At 72.3% G+C, this 21,141-nt stretch carries 15 protein-coding genes; 4 read left to right on the top strand and 11 right to left on the bottom strand.

Features of this window, described 5'->3' with window-relative positions; translation table 11 throughout:
• Positions 1-25 precede the first annotated feature (25 nt).
• Positions 26-2,002 (bottom strand): ATP-binding SpoIIE family protein phosphatase, encoded by a 1,977-nt coding sequence (locus WQO_RS10550; protein ID WP_029182691.1) that lies wholly within the window; start codon positions 2,000-2,002, stop codon positions 26-28.
• 115 nt (positions 2,003-2,117) lie between these two features.
• Complete coding sequence (locus WQO_RS10555; protein WP_010064150.1) at positions 2,118-2,648, bottom strand: DedA family protein; 531 nt, start codon at positions 2,646-2,648, stop codon at positions 2,118-2,120.
• Positions 2,649-2,889: 241 nt separating this feature from the next.
• Between WQO_RS10555 and WQO_RS10560 the strand changes: the two genes are divergently transcribed.
• Positions 2,890-4,092 carry an MFS transporter gene (locus WQO_RS10560; RefSeq protein WP_010064149.1) on the top strand — a complete coding sequence of 401 codons (1,203 nt, stop codon included), beginning with the start codon at positions 2,890-2,892 and terminating at the stop codon, positions 4,090-4,092.
• 164 nt (positions 4,093-4,256) lie between these two features.
• Here WQO_RS10560 and WQO_RS10565 read toward each other — a convergent pair whose 3' ends face one another.
• Positions 4,257-6,146 (bottom strand): AMP-dependent synthetase/ligase, encoded by a 1,890-nt coding sequence (locus tag WQO_RS10565; protein WP_010064148.1) that lies wholly within the window; start codon positions 6,144-6,146, stop codon positions 4,257-4,259.
• A 305-nt stretch (positions 6,147-6,451) separates the two neighbouring features.
• Entirely contained in the window at positions 6,452-8,326 is a 1,875-nt protein-coding gene (gene lepA / locus WQO_RS10570; RefSeq protein ID WP_003969244.1) for a translation elongation factor 4, read from the bottom strand.
• 227 nt (positions 8,327-8,553) lie between these two features.
• On the opposite strand from lepA, the gene rpsT reads away from it, so the two are divergent.
• On the top strand, positions 8,554-8,820 hold the full coding sequence (gene rpsT, locus WQO_RS10575) for a 30S ribosomal protein S20 (RefSeq protein WP_010064145.1): 267 nt from the start codon (positions 8,554-8,556) through the stop codon (positions 8,818-8,820).
• A gap of 387 nt (positions 8,821-9,207) precedes the next feature.
• Here rpsT and holA read toward each other — a convergent pair whose 3' ends face one another.
• A complete protein-coding gene (gene holA / locus WQO_RS10580) occupies positions 9,208-10,194 on the bottom strand; it encodes a DNA polymerase III subunit delta (protein WP_010064144.1) in 987 nt (328 codons plus the stop codon).
• Positions 10,195-10,286: 92 nt separating this feature from the next.
• On the opposite strand from holA, the gene WQO_RS10585 reads away from it, so the two are divergent.
• Positions 10,287-10,532, top strand: coding sequence for a hypothetical protein (locus tag WQO_RS10585; RefSeq protein WP_029182690.1), 246 nt, complete (start codon positions 10,287-10,289; stop codon positions 10,530-10,532).
• Positions 10,533-10,565: 33 nt separating this feature from the next.
• Here WQO_RS10585 and WQO_RS10590 read toward each other — a convergent pair whose 3' ends face one another.
• Complete coding sequence (locus tag WQO_RS10590; RefSeq protein ID WP_029182689.1) at positions 10,566-11,447, bottom strand: YceI family protein; 882 nt, start codon at positions 11,445-11,447, stop codon at positions 10,566-10,568.
• Between the two features lie 253 nt (positions 11,448-11,700).
• Between WQO_RS10590 and WQO_RS10595 the strand changes: the two genes are divergently transcribed.
• Positions 11,701-12,162 (top strand): pyridoxamine 5'-phosphate oxidase family protein, encoded by a 462-nt coding sequence (locus WQO_RS10595; protein WP_029182688.1) that lies wholly within the window; start codon positions 11,701-11,703, stop codon positions 12,160-12,162.
• A 133-nt stretch (positions 12,163-12,295) separates the two neighbouring features.
• Here the strand turns inward: WQO_RS10595 and WQO_RS10600 are convergent, their stop codons facing one another.
• From WQO_RS10600 to leuS, 5 genes are all read right to left on the bottom strand, one after another.
• Complete coding sequence (locus WQO_RS10600) at positions 12,296-14,935, bottom strand: ComEC/Rec2 family competence protein (protein WP_010064139.1); 2,640 nt, start codon at positions 14,933-14,935, stop codon at positions 12,296-12,298.
• On the bottom strand, positions 14,932-15,618 hold the full coding sequence (locus tag WQO_RS37270; RefSeq protein ID WP_010064138.1) for a ComEA family DNA-binding protein: 687 nt from the start codon (positions 15,616-15,618) through the stop codon (positions 14,932-14,934). Before WQO_RS37270 ends, WQO_RS10600 begins: the two co-directional genes overlap by 4 nt.
• Positions 15,619-16,191: 573 nt before the next feature.
• Positions 16,192-17,037 (bottom strand): DegV family protein, encoded by an 846-nt coding sequence (locus WQO_RS10610; protein ID WP_010064137.1) that lies wholly within the window; start codon positions 17,035-17,037, stop codon positions 16,192-16,194.
• Positions 17,038-17,148: 111 nt separating this feature from the next.
• Positions 17,149-17,934 carry a hypothetical protein gene (locus WQO_RS10615; protein ID WP_010064136.1) on the bottom strand — a complete coding sequence of 262 codons (786 nt, stop codon included), beginning with the start codon at positions 17,932-17,934 and terminating at the stop codon, positions 17,149-17,151.
• A gap of 156 nt (positions 17,935-18,090) precedes the next feature.
• The gene (gene leuS / locus WQO_RS10620) at positions 18,091-20,964 is read right to left on the bottom strand and encodes a leucine--tRNA ligase (protein WP_010064135.1); all 2,874 of its coding nucleotides are present in this window, start codon (positions 20,962-20,964) and stop codon (positions 18,091-18,093) included.
• Between the last annotated feature and the right edge of the window lie 177 nt (positions 20,965-21,141).

Raw genomic sequence — 21,141 nt, forward strand, 5'->3', positions numbered from 1 at the left:
CGGCTCGGGCCCGGACCGGGCCCGTTCAGTCCGCGTGCAGGACCAGCAGGGCCACGTCGTCGTCCGGGGGCCGCTCGGCGAACTCGTGGACCGCGCGCCGGATCTTCTCGGCGGTGGCCTCGGCGGGCAGCCCGGCGCATCCGGCGAGCACCCGGGCCAGCCCGTCCCCGTCGTCGAACATCAGCGGGCCCGACCGCCGCTCGGTCACCCCGTCGGTGACGCAGAGCAGGGTGTCCCCGGGCGCGAGGTCGAAGACCTGGCTCTCGTACGCCACGTCCTCGACGACCCCGAGCAGCACCTGGGGCTCGGCGGCCGGGCGTACGGAGCCGTCGGGGCGCAGCAGCAGGGGCAGCGGGTGTCCGGCGCTGGCCACCGTGCAGCGGACCCCGCCGTCGGGGAGCGGCACGACCTCCCCGTACAGCAGGGAGAGGAACCGCGACTGGGTGCCGTCGTGGAGCTGCTGGCCCCCGGCGGCGGCGACCATCAGGGCGGCGGCCTCGGCGGCCTCCATGGCGTCGTCGAGGAGCAGCCGGTTCAGCCGGTCAAGGACCTCCCCGACACCGAAGCCCTCCCGGGAGAGCAGCCGGAGCCAGGGGCGGGCGAGGCCGGTGACGACGGCGGCCTCGGGGCCCGAGCCCTGGACGTCGCCGAGGACGAAGCACCAGCGGTCGCCGGGGCACGGGAAGATGTCGTAGAAGTCACCGCCGACCACGCCGTCGTCGCTCGGTTCGTAGACGAGGGAGCTGGTGACGCCGGGGATGTCCGCGACCTTGCTGGGGAGCAGGCCGCGCTGGAGGATCCGGCTGATGGTGGCCTGCCGGGTGTAGGCGCGGGCGGCGCCGACGGCGAGGCCGAGGCGGCGGACGAAGTCCTCGATCAGCGAGGAGACGGCCTCGGGGACCTGGGCGTCGCCCTCCCGTCCGACGAGGACGGTGCCGAGCATCCGGCCCCCGGCGGTGATGCGGAACGCGAGCGCGGCCCCGTCCCGGCCGTCGGGATGCGCCGGTGCGGCGTCCTCGGGCTCCCCGTGCTGATCGGCGGGGTGGCCGGAGTGCGCGGGCCAGGGCACGGGGACGGGGCCGGAGCCCGCCCCGGCGGGAAGGGTGACCGGGGCATGCTCCAGGGCGGTGCGCAGAGGCTCGGCGCCGGTCTCGTCGCTGTGCCACACCCGGGCGAGCCGGGGTTCGGCGGCCGGTCCTCCGCCCTCGGCCTCCAGCCAGATCGCGCACCAGTCGGCGAGCCGGGGCACCAGCAGCTGGCCCGCTATGGCGGCCACCAGGTCCTCGTCGAGCTGCCCGGCGAGGAGGTCGGATGCCTCGGCGAGGAAGGCGGGGGCGCCCCGGCTGTCCCAGACCGCGTCGTCGCGCTCGGTGCGCCGGGCGGCGGGGGCGAGGATCTCGGCGGCGCGCAGGCCGCGCCGCAGGGCCTCCCCGTCGGGCGGGGCGGGCGGGGCGCTCCAGTCATCGACGGGGAGGCGGGCCCAGACGGTCTTGAGGCCGGTGCGGTAGGTGATGCCCCAGGAGTCGGCGAGGGTGGCGACGAGCTGGAGGCCTCGGCCGTACTCGGCAGGGTCCGGCAGCTCCCCGGCGACCGCCCGGCCCGGTTCGGGTGCGGGCGCCGGCTCGTCGCCGCTGACCGGGCGGGCCGGGTGGTGGTCGGTGACCTCCAGGACGAGGGCGGCGGACGGCTCGTCGCCGCCCTCCTCCTCCAGCCTGAGGACCAGGTCGACGGTGGTGCCGGCGTGCACGACGGCGTTGGTGACCAGCTCGTTGGTGACGGTCACGGCGTCGTCGGCCAGCCGGTCGCTGAACCCCACGGCGGCGGGCACCCCGAGCCCGGTCCACTCTGCGAGCGCGGCCCGCACGAACCGCCGGGCGGCGGACGGGGCGAGCGGTATCCCGGGCAGGCTGGTGCGACTGGCCAGGCGCGGGCCGTACACACCCCCGGCACGGATGGTGCCGGGACGCTGCACGGTGTCCCGCTGCAAGGGAATGGGCGCCACGGGGCGGCTCCTACGGATCGGACGACACCGACAGGGTGACAGACCGGCCGCATCCATAAGCACCGAGTTACGGAAGTGAGCAGAAAATCGAGCAGATTCGAACGCGCGGGACGGGTTACGACTTGTCGGAAGCGGCGTCACCGGCGGACGGGACGTCCGCCTCGTCGATCACCACGGCGTCCGGGGTCCCGCTCATCCCCACCGCGCGCCGCCTGCGGTACACCAGCACGCCGCCCACCGCGAGGAGGAGGACGACCACGCCGGCCACTCCGAGGGCCGTCTGCTCGGCGAAGAGCCGCCCCAGCCCCTTGAGGATGCCGAAGCCGGCGGTCGCGTAGATCAGCGCCCAGGCGGCTCCGCCCACGAACAGGGCGGGGAGGTAGCGCGACAGGGGCATGCGCATGCTCCCCGCGAGGAAGTTGGCGGCGGTCTGGAAGCCGACCGTCAGGAAGGAGACGGCCACCACCGGCGCGCCCCACCGCTGGATCGCCCGCTCGGCACGCCGGAACTTCGCCGAGGAGGTCCGCTCGGCGAACCGGCTGCGCCGGGCACCGGCTCCGGCGAGCCACCCGACGGCGAACGTCCCTCCGGCGCGCAGCAGGACGATGACGTACAAGGCTCCGGCCGCGAGCGCGATCTCATCCACGACGCCTCACCCCGGGCGCACGCCGGGCACGGGCCCGGTCACCGTCTCTCACCTGCGCCCCGCCTCTGCCCTGTTCCGTCCGCCGGGTACCACACCAGGCAAGGCCAGCCTAACCGGACGCGCATACGGCGGGTACCGGGCCCCGGACCATCTCCCGAGCGAGGGATTACCTACCACTCGGTCGGAATTCACCGATCCCGAAGAGTGTACGCTCGTACGCTCTGGAGCTAGGGTCATCCGCATGACCGTCGACATCGAGACACGGCCTCTCCCCGCCGCGCGCCACGCGCGGGCCGCCGTAGCCGTCCTGTTCTTCACGAACGGGGCCCTGTTCGCCAACCTGCTGCCGAGGTATCCGCAGATCAAGGAGGATCTGGCGATCGGCAACGGCGCCTACGGTCTCGCGGTCGCCGCGTTCCCGGCGGGGGCCATCACGGCGGGCCTCGCGGCAGGGGTGCTCGTCCGCCGTATGGGCTCGGCGCGGGTCGCGGTCCTCGGAACGCTGCTGACGGGTGCCGGAATCCTGGCCGCCGGTCTGGCCCCGTCGGTCGCCCTGTTCGCGACCGCCCTGTTCCTGGCCGGAGCCATGGACGCGCTCACGGACGTCGCGCAGAACGCGCACGGTCTGCGGGTACAGCGCCTCTACGGGCGGTCCATCCTCAACTCCTTCCACGCGATCTGGTCCATCGGCGCGGTCACCGGTGGGCTGATGGCGGCGGGGGCGATGTCGCTGGGTCTGTCGCTGGGCGTGCACCTGGCGGTCGCGGCCGTCGTCCTCGTAGCCGCCGCCGGGGCCGCCCTGCGCTTCTGCCTCCCCGGACCGGACAGCGAACCGGAGGAAACCGGCCCGGAGCAGCGCGGCGCGGAAGGGGCGCGCGGCACCTCGCGCGTCGGGCTGGTGCTGGCGGCCCTCGTCCTGATCGCCACGGCCGGGACGCTCGTGGAGGACGCGGGGAACTCCTGGGCCGCCCTCTATCTGAGCGACGCCCTGCACGCCTCCGCGGCTCTCGCCGCCTCGGGCTTCATCGCTCTGGTGGGCGCCCAGTTCATCGGGCGCGTCATCGGTGACCGCCTCGTCGACCGCTTCGGCCAGCGTGCCGTGGCCCGGGCCGGCGGGCTGATCACGGCGGTCGGCATGGGTCTCGCCCTGGCGGTGCCGACGCTGCCCGGCACCGTCCTGGGCTTCGCCCTGGCCGGTTTCGGGGTGGCGACCCTGGTGCCCGCCGCGATGCACGAGGCCGACGCGCTGCCCGGGCTCAAACCGGGCTCCGGTCTGACGATCGTCTCCTGGCTCATGCGCCTGGGCTTCCTGCTGTCGCCGCCGGTCGTCGGCCAGGTCGCCGACGCGGCCGGCCTGCGCACCGGCCTGCTGGTGATCCCCGCCGCCGGAGTGCTGGTGGTGCTGCTCGCCGGGGTCCTGCAAGCCCGCCCTCGCCGCGACTGAACCGGCGGGGGCGGCGACACGGCATGCGGCCCCCGCGCAGGGAAACAAACGGGCGGGGAGCCCGGGCCCGTGAGGGTCCGCACTCCCCGCCGTGCCCGTCCGGGGCCGAGCCCCCGGACGGGTTCACGCGCGCAGCCGCTGGGCCTCGCGCGAGCCCGCGTACCTCAGGCCTCTCGCGAGCCCGCGTACATCTCGTCGATGAGCCCCTGGTACTCGCGCTCGACGACCGGCCGCTTCAGCTTGAGGCTGGGGGTCAGCTCGCCGTGCTCGACGTCCAGGTCGCGCGGCAGGAGGCGGAACTTCTTGATGGTCTGCCAGCGCTGCAGGCCCTCGTTGAGGCGCTGGACGTACCCGTCGATCAGCTCGACGGTCTGCGGGGCGGCGACGACCTCCGCGTACGACTTGCCCGCCAGGCCGTTCTCGGCGGCCCAGCCGAGGATGGTGGGCTCGTCGAGGGCGATGAGCGCGGTGCAGAAGTTACGGTCCGCGCCGTGCACCAGGATGTTGGAGACGAACGGGCAGACCGCCTTGAACTGGCCCTCGACCTCCGCCGGGGCGACGTACTTGCCGCCCGACGTCTTGATCAGGTCCTTCTTGCGGTCGGTGATGCGCAGGTAGCCGTCGGCCGACAGCTCGCCGATGTCCCCGGTGTGGAACCAGCCGTCCGACTCCAGGACCTCCTCGGTCTTGTCGGGCAGCTTGTGGTAGCCCTGCATGATGCCGGGGCCGCGCAGCAGGATCTCGCCGTCGTCCGCGATGCGCACCTCGGTGCCGGGGAGCGGCTTGCCGACGGTGCCGGTGCGGTAGGCCTCGCCCGGGTTGACGAAGGAGGCGGCGCTGCTCTCGGTGAGGCCGTAGCCCTCCAGGATGTGCACCCCGGCGCCCGCGAAGAAGTAGCCGATGTCCGGGGCGAGGGCGGCGGAGCCGGAGACACAGGCGCGCAGCCGGCCGCCGAAGGCCTCGCGGATCTTGGAGAAGACGAGCGTGTCGGCGACCTTGTGCTTGGCGCCGAGCGCGAAGGGGACGGAGGCCTTGCCGGTGCGCCGGAAGTTGTCCTGGGAGACCTTGGCGTACTCGCGGCCCACCCCCGCCGCCCACTGGAAGATCTTGTACTTCGCTCCGCCGCCCGCACGGGCCTTGGACGCGACCCCGTTGTAGACCTTCTCGAAGATGCGGGGGACGGCCGCCATGTAGGTCGGCTGGACGACCGGCAGATTCTCGATGATCTTGTCGATGCGGCCGTCGACCGCGGTGACATGGCCGACCTCGATCTGCCCCGAGGTGAGGACCTTGCCGAAGACGTGGGCGAGCGGCAGCCAGAGGTACTGCACGTCGTCGGCGTTGATGAGGCCGGTCGAGACGGTGGCCTTGGCCATGTACGACCAGTTGTCGTGCGGCAGCCGTACACCCTTGGGGCGGCCGGTGGTGCCCGAGGTGTAGATGAGGGTGGCCAGCTGGTCGGCGGTGATGGCCGCGACCCGCTCGGTGACCGCGTCCGGGGTCTTGGCGAGCAGCTCGTTGCCCCGCGCCTCCAGGTCCGCGAGGGTGATGATCCAGCCCTCGGGGTCACCCTCGGCGGGCTCGACGCCGGCCGGGTCGATGACCACGACATGGGCGAGGTCCGGCAGGTCGGCGCGGGTCTCCCGTGCCTTGGCCAGCTGCTCGGCGTCCTCCGCGATGAGGATGCGGCTCTCGGAGTCGGCCAGGATGAACGCGGACTCCTCGGCGTTCGTGGAGGGGTAGATCGTCGTGGTCGCGGCGCCCGCGCACATCACCCCGAGGTCGATGAGGATCCACTCCACCCGGGTGGCCGAGGAGAGAGCGACCCGCTCCTCCGGCTGCACGCCGAGCGCGATCAGCCCGGCGGCGATCGCGTAGACCCGCTCCGAGGCCTGGCCCCAGCTCAGCGACTTCCAGTCGTCGGGACCCTGCCCCGAGGCCGACGGCACCGGATAGCGGTACGCCTCCCCGTCGGGGGTCGCCGCCACGCGGTCGATGAAGAGGGACGCCACGGAGGGCGGCCGGTTATCGATCAAGGTCTGTGTGTCGCTCACGACGTCCTCCGGGCCTGCGGCATTGCTACGACCGGCTTCTTTGATCCTGCGACTACTGCGGCTGTCCTGCTGCGCAACCTGCTTGTTCGGCTTGTTTAACTGGCGAGTAACCAACGATGCGTGATCAGAGTAGAGCGCACGCGCGCGCCACGTAAGAGGCAACGGGCCGCCGCTTTCATAACGAAAGGGCCCTCACGCCGCACGTTACTGCGGCGTGAGGGCCCTTGGTGCCCTTGACGGCCGGGGCCGGGACGGTTGCCGTCGACGGCCGAGGCCGGGACGGTGCACGGAGGAGCGGGCGGGGGCTACTTCTTGCCCTTGCCCTCCCCCGCGGACTCGTCGGTCGACAGGACGGAGATGAAGGCGTCCTGCGGAACCTCCACGTTGCCGACCATCTTCATCCGCTTCTTGCCCTCCTTCTGCTTCTCCAGCAGCTTCCGCTTACGGGAGATGTCACCGCCGTAGCACTTGGCGAGGACGTCCTTGCGGATGGCGCGGACGGTCTCACGGGCGATGACCCGGGCGCCGATGGCCGCCTGGATCGGCACCTCGAAGTTCTGCCGGGGGATGAGCTTCTGCAGCTTGGCGACGAGCCGCACGCCGTACGCGTACGCCTTGTCCTTGTGCGTGACCGCGGAGAACGCGTCCACCTTGTCGCCGTGGAGCAGGATGTCGACCTTGACGAGGTTGGCCGTCTGCTCGCCGGTGGGCTCGTAGTCGAGGGAGGCGTAACCCCGGGTCTTGGACTTCAGCTGGTCGAAGAAGTCGAAGACGATCTCCGCGAGCGGCAGGGTGTAGCGGATCTCGACCCGGTCCTCGGAGAGGTAGTCCATGCCGAGCAGGGTGCCGCGACGGCCCTGGCACAGCTCCATGATCGCGCCGATGAACTCGCTCGGGGCCAGCACCGTGGCGCGCACGACCGGCTCGTGCACCTTGTCGATCTTGCCCTCGGGGAACTCGCTCGGGTTGGTGACGACGTGCTCGGTGCCGTCCTCCATCTCGACGCGGTAGACCACGTTGGGGGCGGTGGCGATCAGGTCGAGCCCGAACTCGCGCTCCAGCCGCTCGCGGACCACGTCCAGGTGGAGCAGGCCGAGGAAGCCGACACGGAAACCGAAGCCGAGCGCGGCGGAGGTCTCCGGCTCGTAGACCAGGGCGGCGTCGTTGAGCTGGAGCTTGTCCAGCGCCTCGCGCAGGTCCGGGTAGTCGGAGCCGTCCAGCGGATACAGCCCCGAGAACACCATGGGCTTGGGGTCCTTGTAACCGCCCAGCGCCTCGGTCGCCCCGTTCTGCAAGGAGGTGATCGTGTCACCGACCTTGGACTGCCGGACGTCCTTCACACCCGTGATGATGTAGCCGACCTCGCCCACGCCGATGCCGTCGGCCGGGGTCATCTCCGGGGAGGACACCCCGATCTCCAGCAGCTCGTGAGTGGCGCCGGTCGACATCATCCGGATGCGCTCGCGCTTGTTGAGCTGGCCGTCGACGACACGGACGTAGGTGACGACGCCGCGGTACGAGTCGTAGACCGAGTCGAAGATCATCGCGCGGGCGGGGGCGTCCGCGACACCGACCGGGGCCGGCACGTCGCGCACGACCCGGTCGAGCAGCGCGTCCACGCCGACGCCGGTCTTGGCGGAGACCTTGAGCACGTCCTCGGGCTGGCAGCCGATGAGGTTGGCCAGCTCCTCGGAGAACTTCTCCGGCTGGGCGGCCGGGAGGTCGATCTTGTTGAGCACCGGGACGATGGTGAGGTCGTTCTCCATCGCGAGGTAGAGGTTGGCCAGCGTCTGGGCCTCGATGCCCTGCGCGGCGTCGACCAGCAGGACCGTGCCCTCACAAGCGGCGAGCGAACGGGAGACCTCGTAGGTGAAGTCCACGTGGCCCGGGGTGTCGATCATGTTGAGGACGTGGGTCAGCCCCTTGTCCTCACCCTCGGTGGGGGCCCAGGGCAGCCGGACCGCCTGGGACTTGATGGTGATGCCGCGCTCGCGCTCGATGTCCATCCGGTCGAGGTACTGAGCACGCATCTGCCGCTGGTCGACCACACCGGTCAGCTGGAGCATCCGGTCGGCAAGGGTCGACTTGCCGTGGTCGATGTGCGCGATGATGCAGAAATTGCGGATCAGCGCCGGGTCGGTACGGCTCGGCTCGGGCACGTTGGAAGGAGTCGCGGGCACGCAGGGTCCTGATTCTTGAGACGCCGAACGCCGTGTCTCGGGTCGATGTCGGGTCGGTCGGATCGTCGGTCGGATCGATACGTAGGCTCCATCGTCCCACGCCTGCGGGGCAGCGACCGGTTTGGGCCGGTCGGAGGGTGACTGCTACCGTGGACAGCTGTGCCTCGTGGCTCTCACGAGCGGCGGGGCTCACCTAGAAGATCCAACGAACCTGAAAAGGCTCTTTCGTGGCGAACATCAAGTCCCAGATCAAGCGGAACAAGACCAACGAGAAGGCGCGCCTGCGCAACAAGGCCGTCAAGTCGTCGCTCAAGACCGCGATCCGCAAGGCCCGCGAGGCCGCCGTTGCCGGTGACGTCGAGAAGGCCACCACGGCCGCCCGCGACGCCTCCCGTCAGCTCGACAAGGCTGTCTCGAAGGGTGTCATCCACAAGAACGCCGCCGCCAACAAGAAGTCGGCGCTGGCGTCCAAGGTTGCCGCCCTGTCGGCCTGAGCTTCTTCCCGAAGCTCACTGATGTGATGCGCCGGGACGGACCAGCGGGCCCTCTCTCCCGCCCCTGACCGGCACCCCGCGCCGCACACCGAACCTGCGTTCGCCACGCGGGTGCGGCGCACCACAGCATGTCCCGGAAGCCCCGGCCTCCGATCTCCCCAGATCGAGCCCCGGGGCTTCCGCGCGTTCGCCTTCAGCCCGCCCAGGGCATCTCCAGCCCACCCGGCGCATTTCCAGCCCGTCCGGCGCTTGAGGACGGAACAGGTAATCACACGCAGGCCCGCACCCGCTGGCGCGACGCGAAGGCAATCCCAGCCCGTCCGGCGCTTGAGGACGGAACCGGTGACGACAGGGCCCCGCACCCCGCGGCGAACCCGGAAGGAACGGCTACCGCCCCGACCTCGCGGCCCGAGCGACCACGACGACGGCCTTCTCCAGGGCGTACTCGGGGTCGTCCCCCCCGCCCTTCACCCCCGCATCCGCCGCGGCCACGGCCCGCAGCGCCACCGCCACCCCGTCCGGCGTCCACCCCCGCATCTGCTGCCGCACCCGGTCGATCTTCCACGGCGGCATCCCCAGCTCCCGGGCAAGGTCGGCCGGCCGCCCGCCCCTCGCGGAGGACAGCTTCCCGATCGCCCGCACCCCCTGCGCCAGCGCACTGGTGATCAGCACGGGCGGAACCCCGGTCGACAACGACCACCGCAGCGCCTCCAGCGCCTCCGCCGCCCGCCCCTCGACCGCCCGGTCGGCGACGGTGAACGACGACGCCTCCGCCCGCCCGGTGTAATAGCGCCCGACGACCGCCTCGTCGATCGTGCCCTCGACGTCCGCGATCAGCTGGGACACCGCACTGGCCAGCTCGCGCAGATCGCTGCCGATGGAGTCGACCAGCGCCTGGCACGCCTCCGGCGTCGCGGACCGCCCGTGGGTCCGGAACTCCGACCGTACGAACGAGAGCCGCTCGGCCGGCTTGGTGGTCTTCGGGCAGGCGACCTCCCGCGCCCCGGACTTGCGCGCCGCGTCCAGCAGCCCCTTGCCCTTGGCGCCGCCCGCGTGCAGCAGGACGAGCGTGATCTCCTCGACCGGCGCACCGAGATACGCCTTGACGTCCTTGACCGAGTCGGCCGAGAGGTCCTGCGCGTTGCGCACGATCACGACCTTGCGCTCGGCGAAGAGCGAAGGGCTGGTGAGCTCGGCCAGCGTGCCCGGCTGCACCTGGTCGGACGTCAGATCACGTACGTCCGTGTCGGCGTCGGCAGCACGCGCGGCCGCCACCACCTGCTGCACCGCACGGTCCAGGAGGAGGTCCTCCTGGCCCACGGCGAGGGTGACGGGAGCGAGCGGATCGTTGGTGGAATTCTTCCTGGTGGCCATCGCGATCCAGCATCCCACGCCCCACTGACAGCCAAGGACGGCCCAGGCGGCCCAGGGCACGGGCCACGGCTGCCGTACCGGAGAATGTCCGGGTGAGCGATGTGAGACATGTACTGGTGCTGCCCGACCGCGACGCCGCCGAGGAGGTGGCCGAAGAGCTGGCGGACCGCTTCGGGGTCGCCGAGGAGCCCCAGCTCGTACGGGACGCGCTGGCCGGCGAGGACGACGCCGAGGACGCCCAGTGGCTGGTCGTCGTGGAGGACGCGACCGGGCGCCTGGACCCGGCCGCGCTCGACGAGTTCGCCGCCGAGTACGAAGGCTGGCTGGAGAAGCCGTAACCGCTCCGGCACGCCCGCCCGCGCCCGGCCGGTTCAGCCCCGGGGCACGATCTGGATGTCCAGGTCGATGCTGATGCTGGGCCCCACCACCGCGATCCCGCGCGCCAGCATCGTCTGCCAGGTGAGGGTGAAGTCCTCACGGTGCAGTTCGGTGGTGGCCCGGCAGGCGGCGCGCGTCTCACCCTCCAGGCCGTTGCCGAGACCGAGGTACCGGGTGTCCAGCGTCACCGTACGGCTGACGCCGTGCAGGGTCAGCGCACCGGTGACACCCCACCGGTTGCCTCCCCGGTGGACGAAGCGCTCGCTGTAGAACTCCAGCGTCGGATAGCGGCCGACGTCGAGGAAGTCGCCGGAGCGCAGGTGGTCGTCGCGCATCTGCACATTGGTGTCGATCGACGCCGCGTCGATGATCACGTGCATGGCGGAGTCCTCCATGCGGTCGGCGATCCGGACCGCCCCGGCGAAGGTGTTGAACCGGCCGTGGATGCGGGCCAGCCCGATGTGCCGGGCGGTGAAGCCGATCTGCGAGTGGTTCGGCTCGATGTCCCAGTCCCCGGGGTCGGGCAGTTGCGGGGGCTGCGCCACCTGGAGCGTCACATCGCCCAGGGTGGCGTGCGCCCCCTCGGCCACCGTCACCGCCCCGTGGAACGGGGTGAACCCCTCGGCCTTGACCGCCAGCCGGTAGTCACCGGCCGGGACCGTGGCGAGAAGACTTCCGAAGGGGTCCGTCTCACCGGCGGTCACCTTACGGCCGACGCTGTCGGTCAGGACGAACTCGGCCTGCTGAACCGGTTCGTTGACCGGGTCCAGCACCCGGCAGCTGAGCACGCCCGCGGTACGCGGTACCTGGACTCCGGCGAGGGCCCCACCGCGCCCACCCGCCCGGCCTCTGTTTCCCAGCCAACGGCCGAACATCTCTTACGTACCCCCAGGGGCGCTTCGCACTTCGGGGCCCTGACAGCTGGACGTCTTCGTCGGATCAGCGGCCCGCCGACGAGCATGCATTCGATCACCAATGCGGCGTTCGAGGCAAACGAAGGGCCTCGGAAGGAGTTGTACGGAGGTGTTACCGAAGGTCCGAATTTGCGAGGTCCCAGGAGTCCTAGGACTCCTGCCCGAGGCCCCTGGCCCGAGGCGCGAGCGGTGGCCGCCCTCTAGCGTGTCGATCATGACCGAGTACGAGCCCCCGCGCAGCCGGGAACAGCGCAAGCAGGACGTCCTCGACCGCCTGCGGCAGGACGAGGACGCATGGGTGGCGACGGCGTCCCCGGACGGCGTTCCCACCCTGGTGCCGCTGTCGTTCCTCTGGGAGGACGAGACCGGCACGCTGGTGATGGCCACCCGGCGGACCAACCCGACGGCCGTCAACGTGACTCCCCACGGGCTGATCCGGGTCACCGTCGGCCACACCCGTGACGTGGTGCTGATCGAGGGCGAGGCGAGGATCGTGGAGGCGGCGGACCTTCCCTCCGCGACGAGGGATGCCTTCGCCGCGAAACTCCGGGGCTGGAGCCCACGCGGCCCCCGCTGGGTGTTCCTCCGCATCACCCCCCTCACCGTGCGCGCCTGGCGCGAGGAGAACGAACTCGCCGACCGCGACCTGATGCACACCGGCACCTGGCTGCCCTGACCCGCGCGCTCCGGCCTCGGCGACGGAACAGGGGGCGGGACAGGTGGGCGGGACGAGCAGGTCCACCACGACGCGGGCGGCGAGCGGGGCGCGGCCTGAGGCGGGCGGCCACGCAGGGCCGGTTCCCGCGGTGTCATGACCGGCCCACCGCCCGCAGTTCCTTCCCCGCTCCCGCCACCGCGATCGGGCCGTCGGTGTCGGTGCGCAGGACCCTGGCCCCCGCCGCCCCGAGAGCGGCCACCGTGCGGGGCGAGGGGTGGCCGTACGGGTTGTCCGCGCCGCAGGAGATGAGCGCCAGCCTCGGCCGTACGCTGTGGAGCAGCCCGGCGTCCTGGAAGGCCGAGCCGTGGTGGGCCACCTTGAGGACGTCCACCGGGCCCGGCGCCTCGCGCCCGCGCAGCAACTCCCGCTGGGCCGGGGGTTCGAGGTCCCCGAGGAGCAGCAGCGTCAGCCCTCCGGCCGCCCGTACGCGCAGGGTGACGCTGGAGTCGTTCGCCTCCCGAACCGCCGCCCCCTCCGCTCCCCCGAGCCCGGGGCGGGGCCAGAGGACCCGCCACTCCACCGGCCCGGACCGGCGGCGCTCACCGGCCACGGCCCGCACCGCCGGGACCCGTGCGGCGGCCGCCGTCCTCCGTACGAACGCCGCCTGCTCGGGCGGCTCTTCGAGGCTCGTCGTCTGGATCGCGCCCACCGCCCGGCCCCGGAGCACTCCCGGCAGCCCGCGCACATGGTCGGCGTGGAAGTGGGTGAGGACCACGAGCGGGACCCGGGTCACCGCCAGGTCGCGCAGGCACCGGTCGACCGCCCCGGGGTCGGGTCCGGCGTCGACGACCACCCCCGTGCCTTCCCCCGCCGCGAGGACCATCGCATCGCCCTGCCCCACGTCGCAGAGGGCGAAGGACCAGCCGGGCGGCGGCCATCCGGTCATGATCCGGGTCAGCGGAACCGGCCGCAGCACCGCCAGCACCAGAAGCAGTCCGGCAGCACCGCAGACCCAGGGGTGACGGGCCAGCCTCGGGGCCAGGAGCACGGCCAGGACCGTGAGTCCGGCCAGCAGCGCGGCCCCGGGCCACCCGCCGGGCCACTGCGCCTCGGCCCCGGGAAGGCCCGCCCCCGTCCGGGCGACCGTGGCGATCCACCCGACCGGCCAGCTCGCGGCCCACGCCAGCAGCTCGGCCGCCGCCGGGGCGACCGGGGCGACGGCGAGAGCCGTGAACCCGAGCACCGTCGCCGGAGCCACCGCGAACTCCGCCAGCAGATTGCACGGAACAGCCACCAGGCTGACCCGCGAGGCCAGGACCACCACCACGGGCGCGCACACGGCCTGCGCGGCCGCCGCCGCGGCCAGAATCTCGGCAAGCCTGCCCGGCACCCGCCGCGCCCGCAGTGCGACGCTCCACCGTGGCGCGAGCGTCAGCAGCGCACCGGTGGCCAGGACGGACAGCAGGAATCCGTAACTCCGGGCGAGCCAGGGGTCGTAGAGCACCAGGAGGACGACTGCGGCCGCCAGGGCTGGGATCAGGGACCTCCGGCGGCCCGTCCCGATCGCGAGGAGGGTGATCAGCCCACAGGCCGCCGCACGGAGCACGCTCGGTTCCGGGCGGCACACGACGATGAACGCGAGGGTCAGCACACCGCCGATCACCGCGGTCCCCCGCAGGGAGAGCCCCAGCAAGGGTGCGAGGCCCCGCCGCTCCGCGCTCGACGCCGATCCCGGCGGCCCGACCAGGAGGAACAGCAGAATCGACAGATTAGCCCCGGAAACGCTCAACAAATGCGCCAGATCGGTCGCTTTGAAGGCGTCTTGGAGTTCGGGCGGGACCCTGGAGGTGTCGCCGACCACCAGCCCCGGCAACAGCGCACGCGCATCCGTGTCCAGACCGTCCGTCGCCTCCCGCAGTCCGGCGCGCAGGTCTCCCGCCGCGCGCTGGATCCCCGTCGGGGGCCCGGTGATCCGGGGCTCCCCCGCATCGTCCACCCGCAGGACCGCGGCGAGGCGTTCGCCGCCGTGGGCGGGAGGCGAGAGCCGGCCGGCGAGCCGGAGCCGCGTGGACGGGAGCAACTGCTGCCAGTCCGCCCGGTGGTCGCCCGCCGCGACCATGAGCAGCACCGGTGTCCGGACCCGTGTGGTGGGCCCGTCCGGCGTCCGCACCTCCATGACCTCCGCGTCGATCAGGAGGAGGGCCGGGGCGCTGTGGTTGCCCCGAACCGCCGGTCGGGTCGCCCGGGGATCCGAGGTCACCCGTACCTCGGCGTCGATCCGCGCATACTCGCGGGCCAGCCCGGGCACGGGCCCGCGCCGCACATCGGCCCCGTGAAGCCCGGCAACGGCCGCCCCCGCCGCCGCGCAGAGCAACACGGCTCCCGCGGCGGCGAGCACCCGGGCCCGCCCGACGGCTCTCCCGGCCCGGGACCCTCCGGCCCGCCTCCCCGCCCGGGAATCTCCGCCGGTGCTCCCGGCCCGCGCCCCTCCGGTCCCCCTCCCCCGCCGAGTGGCACGCGCGGCCGCCGCCAGCAGAACCAGCGCCGGTACCGAACAGGCGACGGCCACGACGATCGCCCACCGCCCCGAAAGGCCCAGCGTCGCCGCCGCTGCCGCCCAGACCGCCAGGGCGGGCGGGACGAGCCGCAGATCCGTGGGTCCCTCCCGCCGTGAACCCTCCCCGGCCGCGCCCGCGCTTCCGGTGCTGTCCCTGTCCAGGTCCAGGTCCTGGTGCTGGTCCTGGTCCTGGGAGTCGTCCTGGCAGTCGAGCCGGGCCTCGCGGCTGCTCATGGCCGTACGAGCGGCTGGAGGTCGGCGAAGCGGCGGTCGCCGATCCCGTTGACCTGCCGGAGTTCGTCGACGGATCGGAATCCGTTGTTCTCCGTGCGGTAGTCGATCATGTGCTGGGCCAGCACGGGCCCGACCCCCGGCAGGGTTTCGAGTTGCTCCGCGGTCGCCGTGTTCAGGCTCAGCGGCACCGAAGGCCCGGCCCCGCCCTGCACACCGGCCGCCCCGGACCCGTTTTCGCCGCCCCCGGTCGCCCCGGTGACCGGCAGGCCCGGCGGAAGGCCCACGGCGACCTGCTCACCGTCCACCAGGACCCGCGCCCGGTTGAGTCCCGTGACGTCCGTGCCGGCGCGCACACCGCCCGCCGCCTCGAGCGCGTCCTCCACCCGTGACCCCGCCGGAAGCCGACGGACGCCCGGCCGGTGCACCTTGCCGCTCACATCGACGACGATCTGCCCGCTCCCGCTCCCGCCGCTCCCGCCCGGCTCCCCGGAAGCCTGGCGGGAAACCGGATCGGGGGCGCCGGACCGTAAGGGATCCGGTGGCAGCGCGGGCGCCGCGGCTTCGTCCGCGACCGGTTCCGGCACACGTACGGCCTCGGGGCGTACGGACCAGAAGTGCACGGTGGCGACGGCCACAGCGGCGAGCAGCACCAGACCGAGCACCACCGGCGTACGCGGCGCCATCCCGCACCTCAGCCGCACCCACATCGGCAACCGCTCCCGGACGGCCGACACGAGACGACGCGCCCTCGACGTATCGACGGGCACCTCCCCCACCGTCTCCGGCGCGGGTGGTTTCGGTGCGGGCGCGGGCGTCTCCGCCGGCTCATGGAGCGCTACGGGCACGGCATCGCCCGCGAGCCCGGAGGCGCCCGCCATCAGCGCATCCGCCCGGCGACGCGCGGCCGCCGACGTGATGGCGGACCGCCCGCGCACGGACCGCCGCCCGCCGTGGCGCGGACCGGGACGGGCCCCGGGGCGTACACCCGCCCGGCCGCTCGGGCGAGTGCCGGAACCGTGTCGCCCCCGCTCGGGCGTGGACGAGGTCGGGGAATCAGAGGAGTCGGACGAGGACGCAGAGGTGAACGGCGCGTCGGGAGCCGACGCCCGAGAAGATCGAAGGGCCATGCCTCACGACGTTAGGCACATCCGCCGAAACCCGCTGGGCGGCGCCGATTCCTGTGGACAGAGCGGCAGTTGTGGAAAACTCGGCCACTCCACGGGGTGAATCTCTCCAGGGGGATCAGCGCAGCCGGATCACCGCGAGGAGATCACCGCGCCGAGCAGCCCCGGCCCCGTGTGCGCTCCGATCACCGCGCCGACCTCACTCACATGAAGATCGACGAGACCGGGGACACGCTCACGCAGCCGCTCCGCCAGGCGATCCGCGCGCTCCTGGGCGGCGAGGTGGTGGACGGCGATGTCCACCGGGGCCGTACCCGCCCGCTCGGCGACGATCTCCTCCAGGCGGGCGATCGCCTTCGATGCCGTCCGCACCTTCTCCAGCATCTCGATCCGGCCCCCGTCGAGCTCCAGGATCGGCTTGACCGCGAGCGCGGATCCCAGCAGGGCCTGGGCCGTGCCGATGCGGCCGCCCCGGCGCAGATAGTCGAGCGTGTCGACATAGAAATACGCCGAGGTGCCCGCCGCCCGCTTCTCCGCCGCCGACACCGCTTCGTCCAGGCCGCCGCCCGCCTCGGCGGCCTCCGCCGCCGCGAGGGCGCAGAACCCCAGGGCCATGGCGACCATGCCGGTGTCCACCACGCGCACCGGAACGGGGGCGTCCTTCGCCGCGAGCTGCGCGGCGTCGTAGGTGCCCGAGAACTCCGACGACAGGTGCAGCGACACCACCGCGTCCGCCCCGCCCTCGGCCGCCGCCCGGTAAGCCGCGGCGAAGACCTCGGGGCTGGGGCGGGACGTGGTCACGGAGTGGCGTTTCTGCAGAGCCAGGGCGAGCGAGCGGGCGGAGATCTCCGTGCCCTCCTCCAGCGCCCGGTCGCCCAGGACGACGGTCAGCGGCACCGCGGTGATGCCGTGCCGTTCCATCGTCGGGCGCGGCAGGTAGGCCGTGGAATCGGTGACGATAGCGACATGGCGGGACATGAGCCGGAGGTTACCTGGCGGGGTGGGAGGGCGGCAGCCCGGCCCCGGCCCTCTGATCATTCCTGGCCGCTTCGGAACGCATCCGTTCGGGCCTGAACCGACCCACGTGCGTCAGTTCGTCGTTTCCGGCCGGGTGGACTTCTGCCAGGGGTAGGTCGTGCGCAGTCGCGGGTCCGGGGCGGTGATCGCCTGCGGGCTCTCCTCGCGGGCCGGTCCGGACCATGCCTCGTCGGCCGTGCTGCTGCCGACCGAAGGGTCTGCCGAGGCGGCCGGCTCCGGCCAGTCCGTCCCCGGGCCCTGACCCGGTGTCGTGGCGGAAGCGCCCGCGCCGGACGTCCGCGACGACGGTTCGTCCGCGGCCCAGTGCCGCAGCGCCCCGGCCTCGATGTCGATCTGCGCGTTCAGCGCGTCCAGGTCGTCGTCGGCGAACTGGCGCGCCCGGTCTCGCGCCGCCCAGCGCAGCGACTCCGCCGAGTGCGTGATCCGCTGCGTGCGCTCCCGCAGCTTGGGCAGCAGGCCCGCGACCGTCGCCCGGTCCGGCTCGCGCTCCAGCCTCTTCAGCTCGTCGTCCAGCTCCAGACCGTGGGCGCTCAGCCGCCGGAAAAGGTCCACCGACTCCGCCAGCGAGGCGTCCTCGGCGACACCGGCGTGCAGGGCGTCCTGCGTGGCCCGCATCGAGGTGCGCAGGGAGAGCCGGAGCTGTGCGAGCTCGCCCGCGACCCCCACCTGTCCGAAACTCTTGGCCCGGAGCGTGGTGTCCTCCACCGTGCGACGGGCCTGCGTGATCGTGCGGTCCACGCCCCGCTTGGCCGCGCCGACGGCCTTCACGGTCGCGTAGACACCCAGCGCGACGAACGCGACCAGGAGCAACGCCAGGATCGTGAGCGCGGCTTCCATGAATGCCCCTCGGTGTCTCGATGCGGCCGCCGGTACCGGCCTGCCCCTTCCACCGTAAACGGAACGGGCAGGCCGAGGGTTCCTTCGGAACCCCCAACCTGCCCGTAGGGGATGGCCCCCACCGCTCACGGGGCCGTCACAGCACCGCCGTCCGTGTCACGCGGGGACGATGTTCACCAGCTTCGGCGCCCGCACGATCACCTTGCGGATGCCCGCCCCGCCCAGCGCGGCGACGACCGCCTCGTCGGCCAGGGCCAGCGCCTCCAGCTCCTCGTCCGTGATGGAGGGCGAGATCTCCAGGCGGGCCCGGACCTTGCCCTTGATCTGGACGACGCAGGTGACGGTCTCGTCGACCACGTACGCCGGGTCGGCCACCGGGAAGTCCTGGTGGACGACCGAGTCGGTGTGGCCCAGCCGGCGCCACAGCTCCTCCGCGATGTGCGGGGCCAGCGGGGCGATCAGCAGGACCAGCCGCTCGGCGACCGAGCGCGACAGCGGGCCGTCGGCCTTCGTCAGGTGGTTGTTCAGCTCGGTGACCTTGGCGATGGCGGTGTTGAACCGCATCCCCGCCATGTCCTGGCCGACCCCGTCGATCGCCTTGTGCAGGGCGCGCAGGGTGTCCTCGCCGGGCTCCGTGTCGACGACGGTGACCTCACCGGTCTCCTCGTCGACGACGTTGCGCCACAGCCGCTGCAGCAGGCGGTACTGGCCGACCACGGCACGCGTGTCCCAGGGGCGCGACACGTCCAGGGGGCCCATCGCCATCTCGTACAGGCGCAGAGTGTCCGCGCCGTACTCCGCGCAGATCTCGTCCGGCGTGACCGCGTTCTTCAGGGACTTGCCCATCTTGCCCAGGACGCGGCTGACCTTCTCGCCCGCGTAGTAGAACGCGCCGTCGCGCTCCTCCACCTCGGCGGCGGGGACGGCGATGCCCCGGCTGTCGCGGTAGACGAAGGCCTGGATCATGCCCTGGTTGTACAGCTTGTGGAACGGCTCGGCGGAGGAGATGTGGCCCAGGTCGTGCAGCACCTTGGACCAGAAACGCGCGTACAGCAGGTGCAGCACGGCGTGCTCGGCCCCGCCGACGTACAGGTCGACGCCGCCGGTGGGCTGCCCCTCGCGCGGGCCCATCCAGTACTGCTCGATGGACGGGTCGACCAGCTGACGGTCGTTGTTCGGGTCCAGGTAGCGCAGCTCGTACCAGCAGGAACCCGCCCAGTTGGGCATGGTGTTGGTCTCGCGGCGGTACGCGCGCGGACCGGAGCCGTCGCCCAGGTCCAGCGTCACGTTGACCCAGTCCGCGTTGCGCGACAGGGGGGTCTCGGGCTGGGCGGACGCGTCCTCAGGGTCGAAGGTGCGCGGGGAGTAGTCCTCGACCTCGGGCAGCTCCAGCGGCAGCATCGACTCGGGCAGGGGGTGGGCGATGCCGTCCTCGTCGTACACGATCGGGAAGGGCTCGCCCCAGTACCGCTGCCGGCTGAACAGCCAGTCGCGCAGCCGGAAGTTGACGGTGCCCTCGCCGACGCCGTGCTCCCGCAGCCACTCGGTGATCTTCGCCTTGGCCTCGACGACGCCCAGGCCGTCCAGCGAGATCTCGTCGTTGGCGGAGTTGACCAGCTTCGCGTCGTACGAGCTGAAGGCGTCGTCCCATGTGGCGGGGTCGGTGCCCCGGTCGTCGGAGGGCTGGACGACACAGCGCATCGGCAGCTCGAAGGCGCGCGCGAAGGCGAAGTCGCGCGCGTCGTGCGCGGGTACGGCCATGATCGCGCCGGTGCCGTAGCCCATCAGGACGTAGTCGGCGATGAAGACGGGGACCTTCTCGCCGCTGACCGGGTTGGTGGCGTACGCACCGGTGAAGACACCGGTCTTGTCCTTGGCCTCGGCCTGCCGCTCGACGTCGGACTTGGCGGCGGCCTGCTTGCGGTACGCGGTGACGGCCTCGGCCGGGCTCGCGTGGCCGCCGGTCCACACCGGGTGGGTGCCCTCGGGCCAAGCGGCCGGAATGATCCGCTCGACCATGTCGTGCTCGGGCGCCAGCACCATGTACGTCGCGCCGAACAGGGTGTCCTGGCGGGTGGTGAAGACGGTGATACCGCCTGCGGTGTCCACCGGGAACTCGACCCGGGCGCCCTCGGAGCGGCCGATCCAGTTGCGCTGCTGCAGCTTGATGGCCTCGGGCCAGTCCAGCCCGTCCAAGTCGTTCAGCAGCCGGTCGGCGTAGGCGGTGATGCGCATGTTCCACTGGCGCAGCTTGGCCTTGAAGACGGGGAAGTTGCCGCGCTCGGAACGGCCGTCGGCGGTGACCTCCTCGTTGGCCAGAACCGTGCCCAGGCCGGGCGACCAGTTCACCGGGGCGTCGGAGGCGTACGCCAGTCGGTACTGGCTCAGCAGGTCGGCGCGCTCGGTGGCGCTCAGCGCGCTCCACTCACGGCCGTCGGGGGTCGCGCGGGTGCCGCTCTCGAACTGCTCGACCAACTCCGCGATCGGACGGGCCTTGTCGGCCTCGGCGTCGTACCAGGAGTTGAAGATCTGCAGGAAGATCCACTGCGTCCACTTGTAGTACTCGGCGTCGATCGTCGCGAAGGAGCGGCGGTTGTCGTGGCCCAGACCCAGCCGGCGCAGCTGGACCTTCATGTTCTTCATGTTGGCCTCGGTGGAGACCCGGGGGTGGGTGCCCGTCTGCACCGCGTACTGCTCGGCGGGCAGTCCGAACGCGTCGAAGCCCAGGGTGTGCAGCACGTTGTGGCCGGTCATCCGCTGGTGGCGGGCGTAGACATCGGTGGCGATGTAGCCCAGCGGGTGTCCGACGTGCAGACCCGCGCCCGAGGGGTACGGGAACATGTCCATGATGAACTTCTTGGGCTTGGCGGCCAGCTCCGGGTCGCCCGCCAGGTCACCGGTGGGGTTCGGCGCCTCGTACGTCCCCTCGGCGTCCCAGAAGTCCTGCCAGCGTGCCTCGATGTCGGCGGCCATCGCCGCCGTGTAGCGGTGCGGCGCGGCCGTCTCGGCAGCGGAATTCGTCTCGCTCATGATCCTCAAAGCTCCATCGATCGTCATCTGCCGGGAAACGAAAAATCCCCTCGCACAGGAGGGGACGCCGCGCTGACTCCGACCAGGCGTTCTCACCGGTCGGGACTCTTCAGCGCGGCTCGCTAAGCAGAAGGCGTACGGCACGCATGGCGTCAGGGTACCGCACGGACCCGGAAG

Origin of the sequence: Streptomyces globisporus C-1027 (genome assembly GCF_000261345.2) — a bacterium.
In the GTDB taxonomy this organism is placed as follows: domain Bacteria; phylum Actinomycetota; class Actinomycetes; order Streptomycetales; family Streptomycetaceae; genus Streptomyces; species Streptomyces pakalii.

Bases quoted from the DNA above. Each gene is read 5' to 3' on its own strand.
- WQO_RS10590 (WP_029182689.1), bottom strand. From the start codon at position 11,447: ATGTTCGGCCGTTGGCTGGGAAACAGAGGCCGGGCGGGTGGGCGCGGT.
- WQO_RS10595 (WP_029182688.1), top strand. From the start codon at position 11,701: ATGACCGAGTACGAGCCCCCGCGCAGCCGGGAACAGCGCAAGCAGGAC.
- WQO_RS10615 (WP_010064136.1), bottom strand. From the start codon at position 17,934: ATGGAAGCCGCGCTCACGATCCTGGCGTTGCTCCTGGTCGCGTTCGTC.
- leuS (WP_010064135.1), bottom strand. From the start codon at position 20,964: ATGAGCGAGACGAATTCCGCTGCCGAGACGGCCGCGCCGCACCGCTAC.
- WQO_RS10610 (WP_010064137.1), bottom strand. From the start codon at position 17,037: ATGTCCCGCCATGTCGCTATCGTCACCGATTCCACGGCCTACCTGCCG.
- holA (WP_010064144.1), bottom strand. From the start codon at position 10,194: ATGGCCACCAGGAAGAATTCCACCAACGATCCGCTCGCTCCCGTCACC.
- WQO_RS37270 (WP_010064138.1), bottom strand. From the start codon at position 15,618: ATGGCGCCGCGTACGCCGGTGGTGCTCGGTCTGGTGCTGCTCGCCGCT.
- WQO_RS10600 (WP_010064139.1), bottom strand. From the start codon at position 14,935: ATGAGCAGCCGCGAGGCCCGGCTCGACTGCCAGGACGACTCCCAGGAC.
- WQO_RS10560 (WP_010064149.1), top strand. From the start codon at position 2,890: ATGACCGTCGACATCGAGACACGGCCTCTCCCCGCCGCGCGCCACGCG.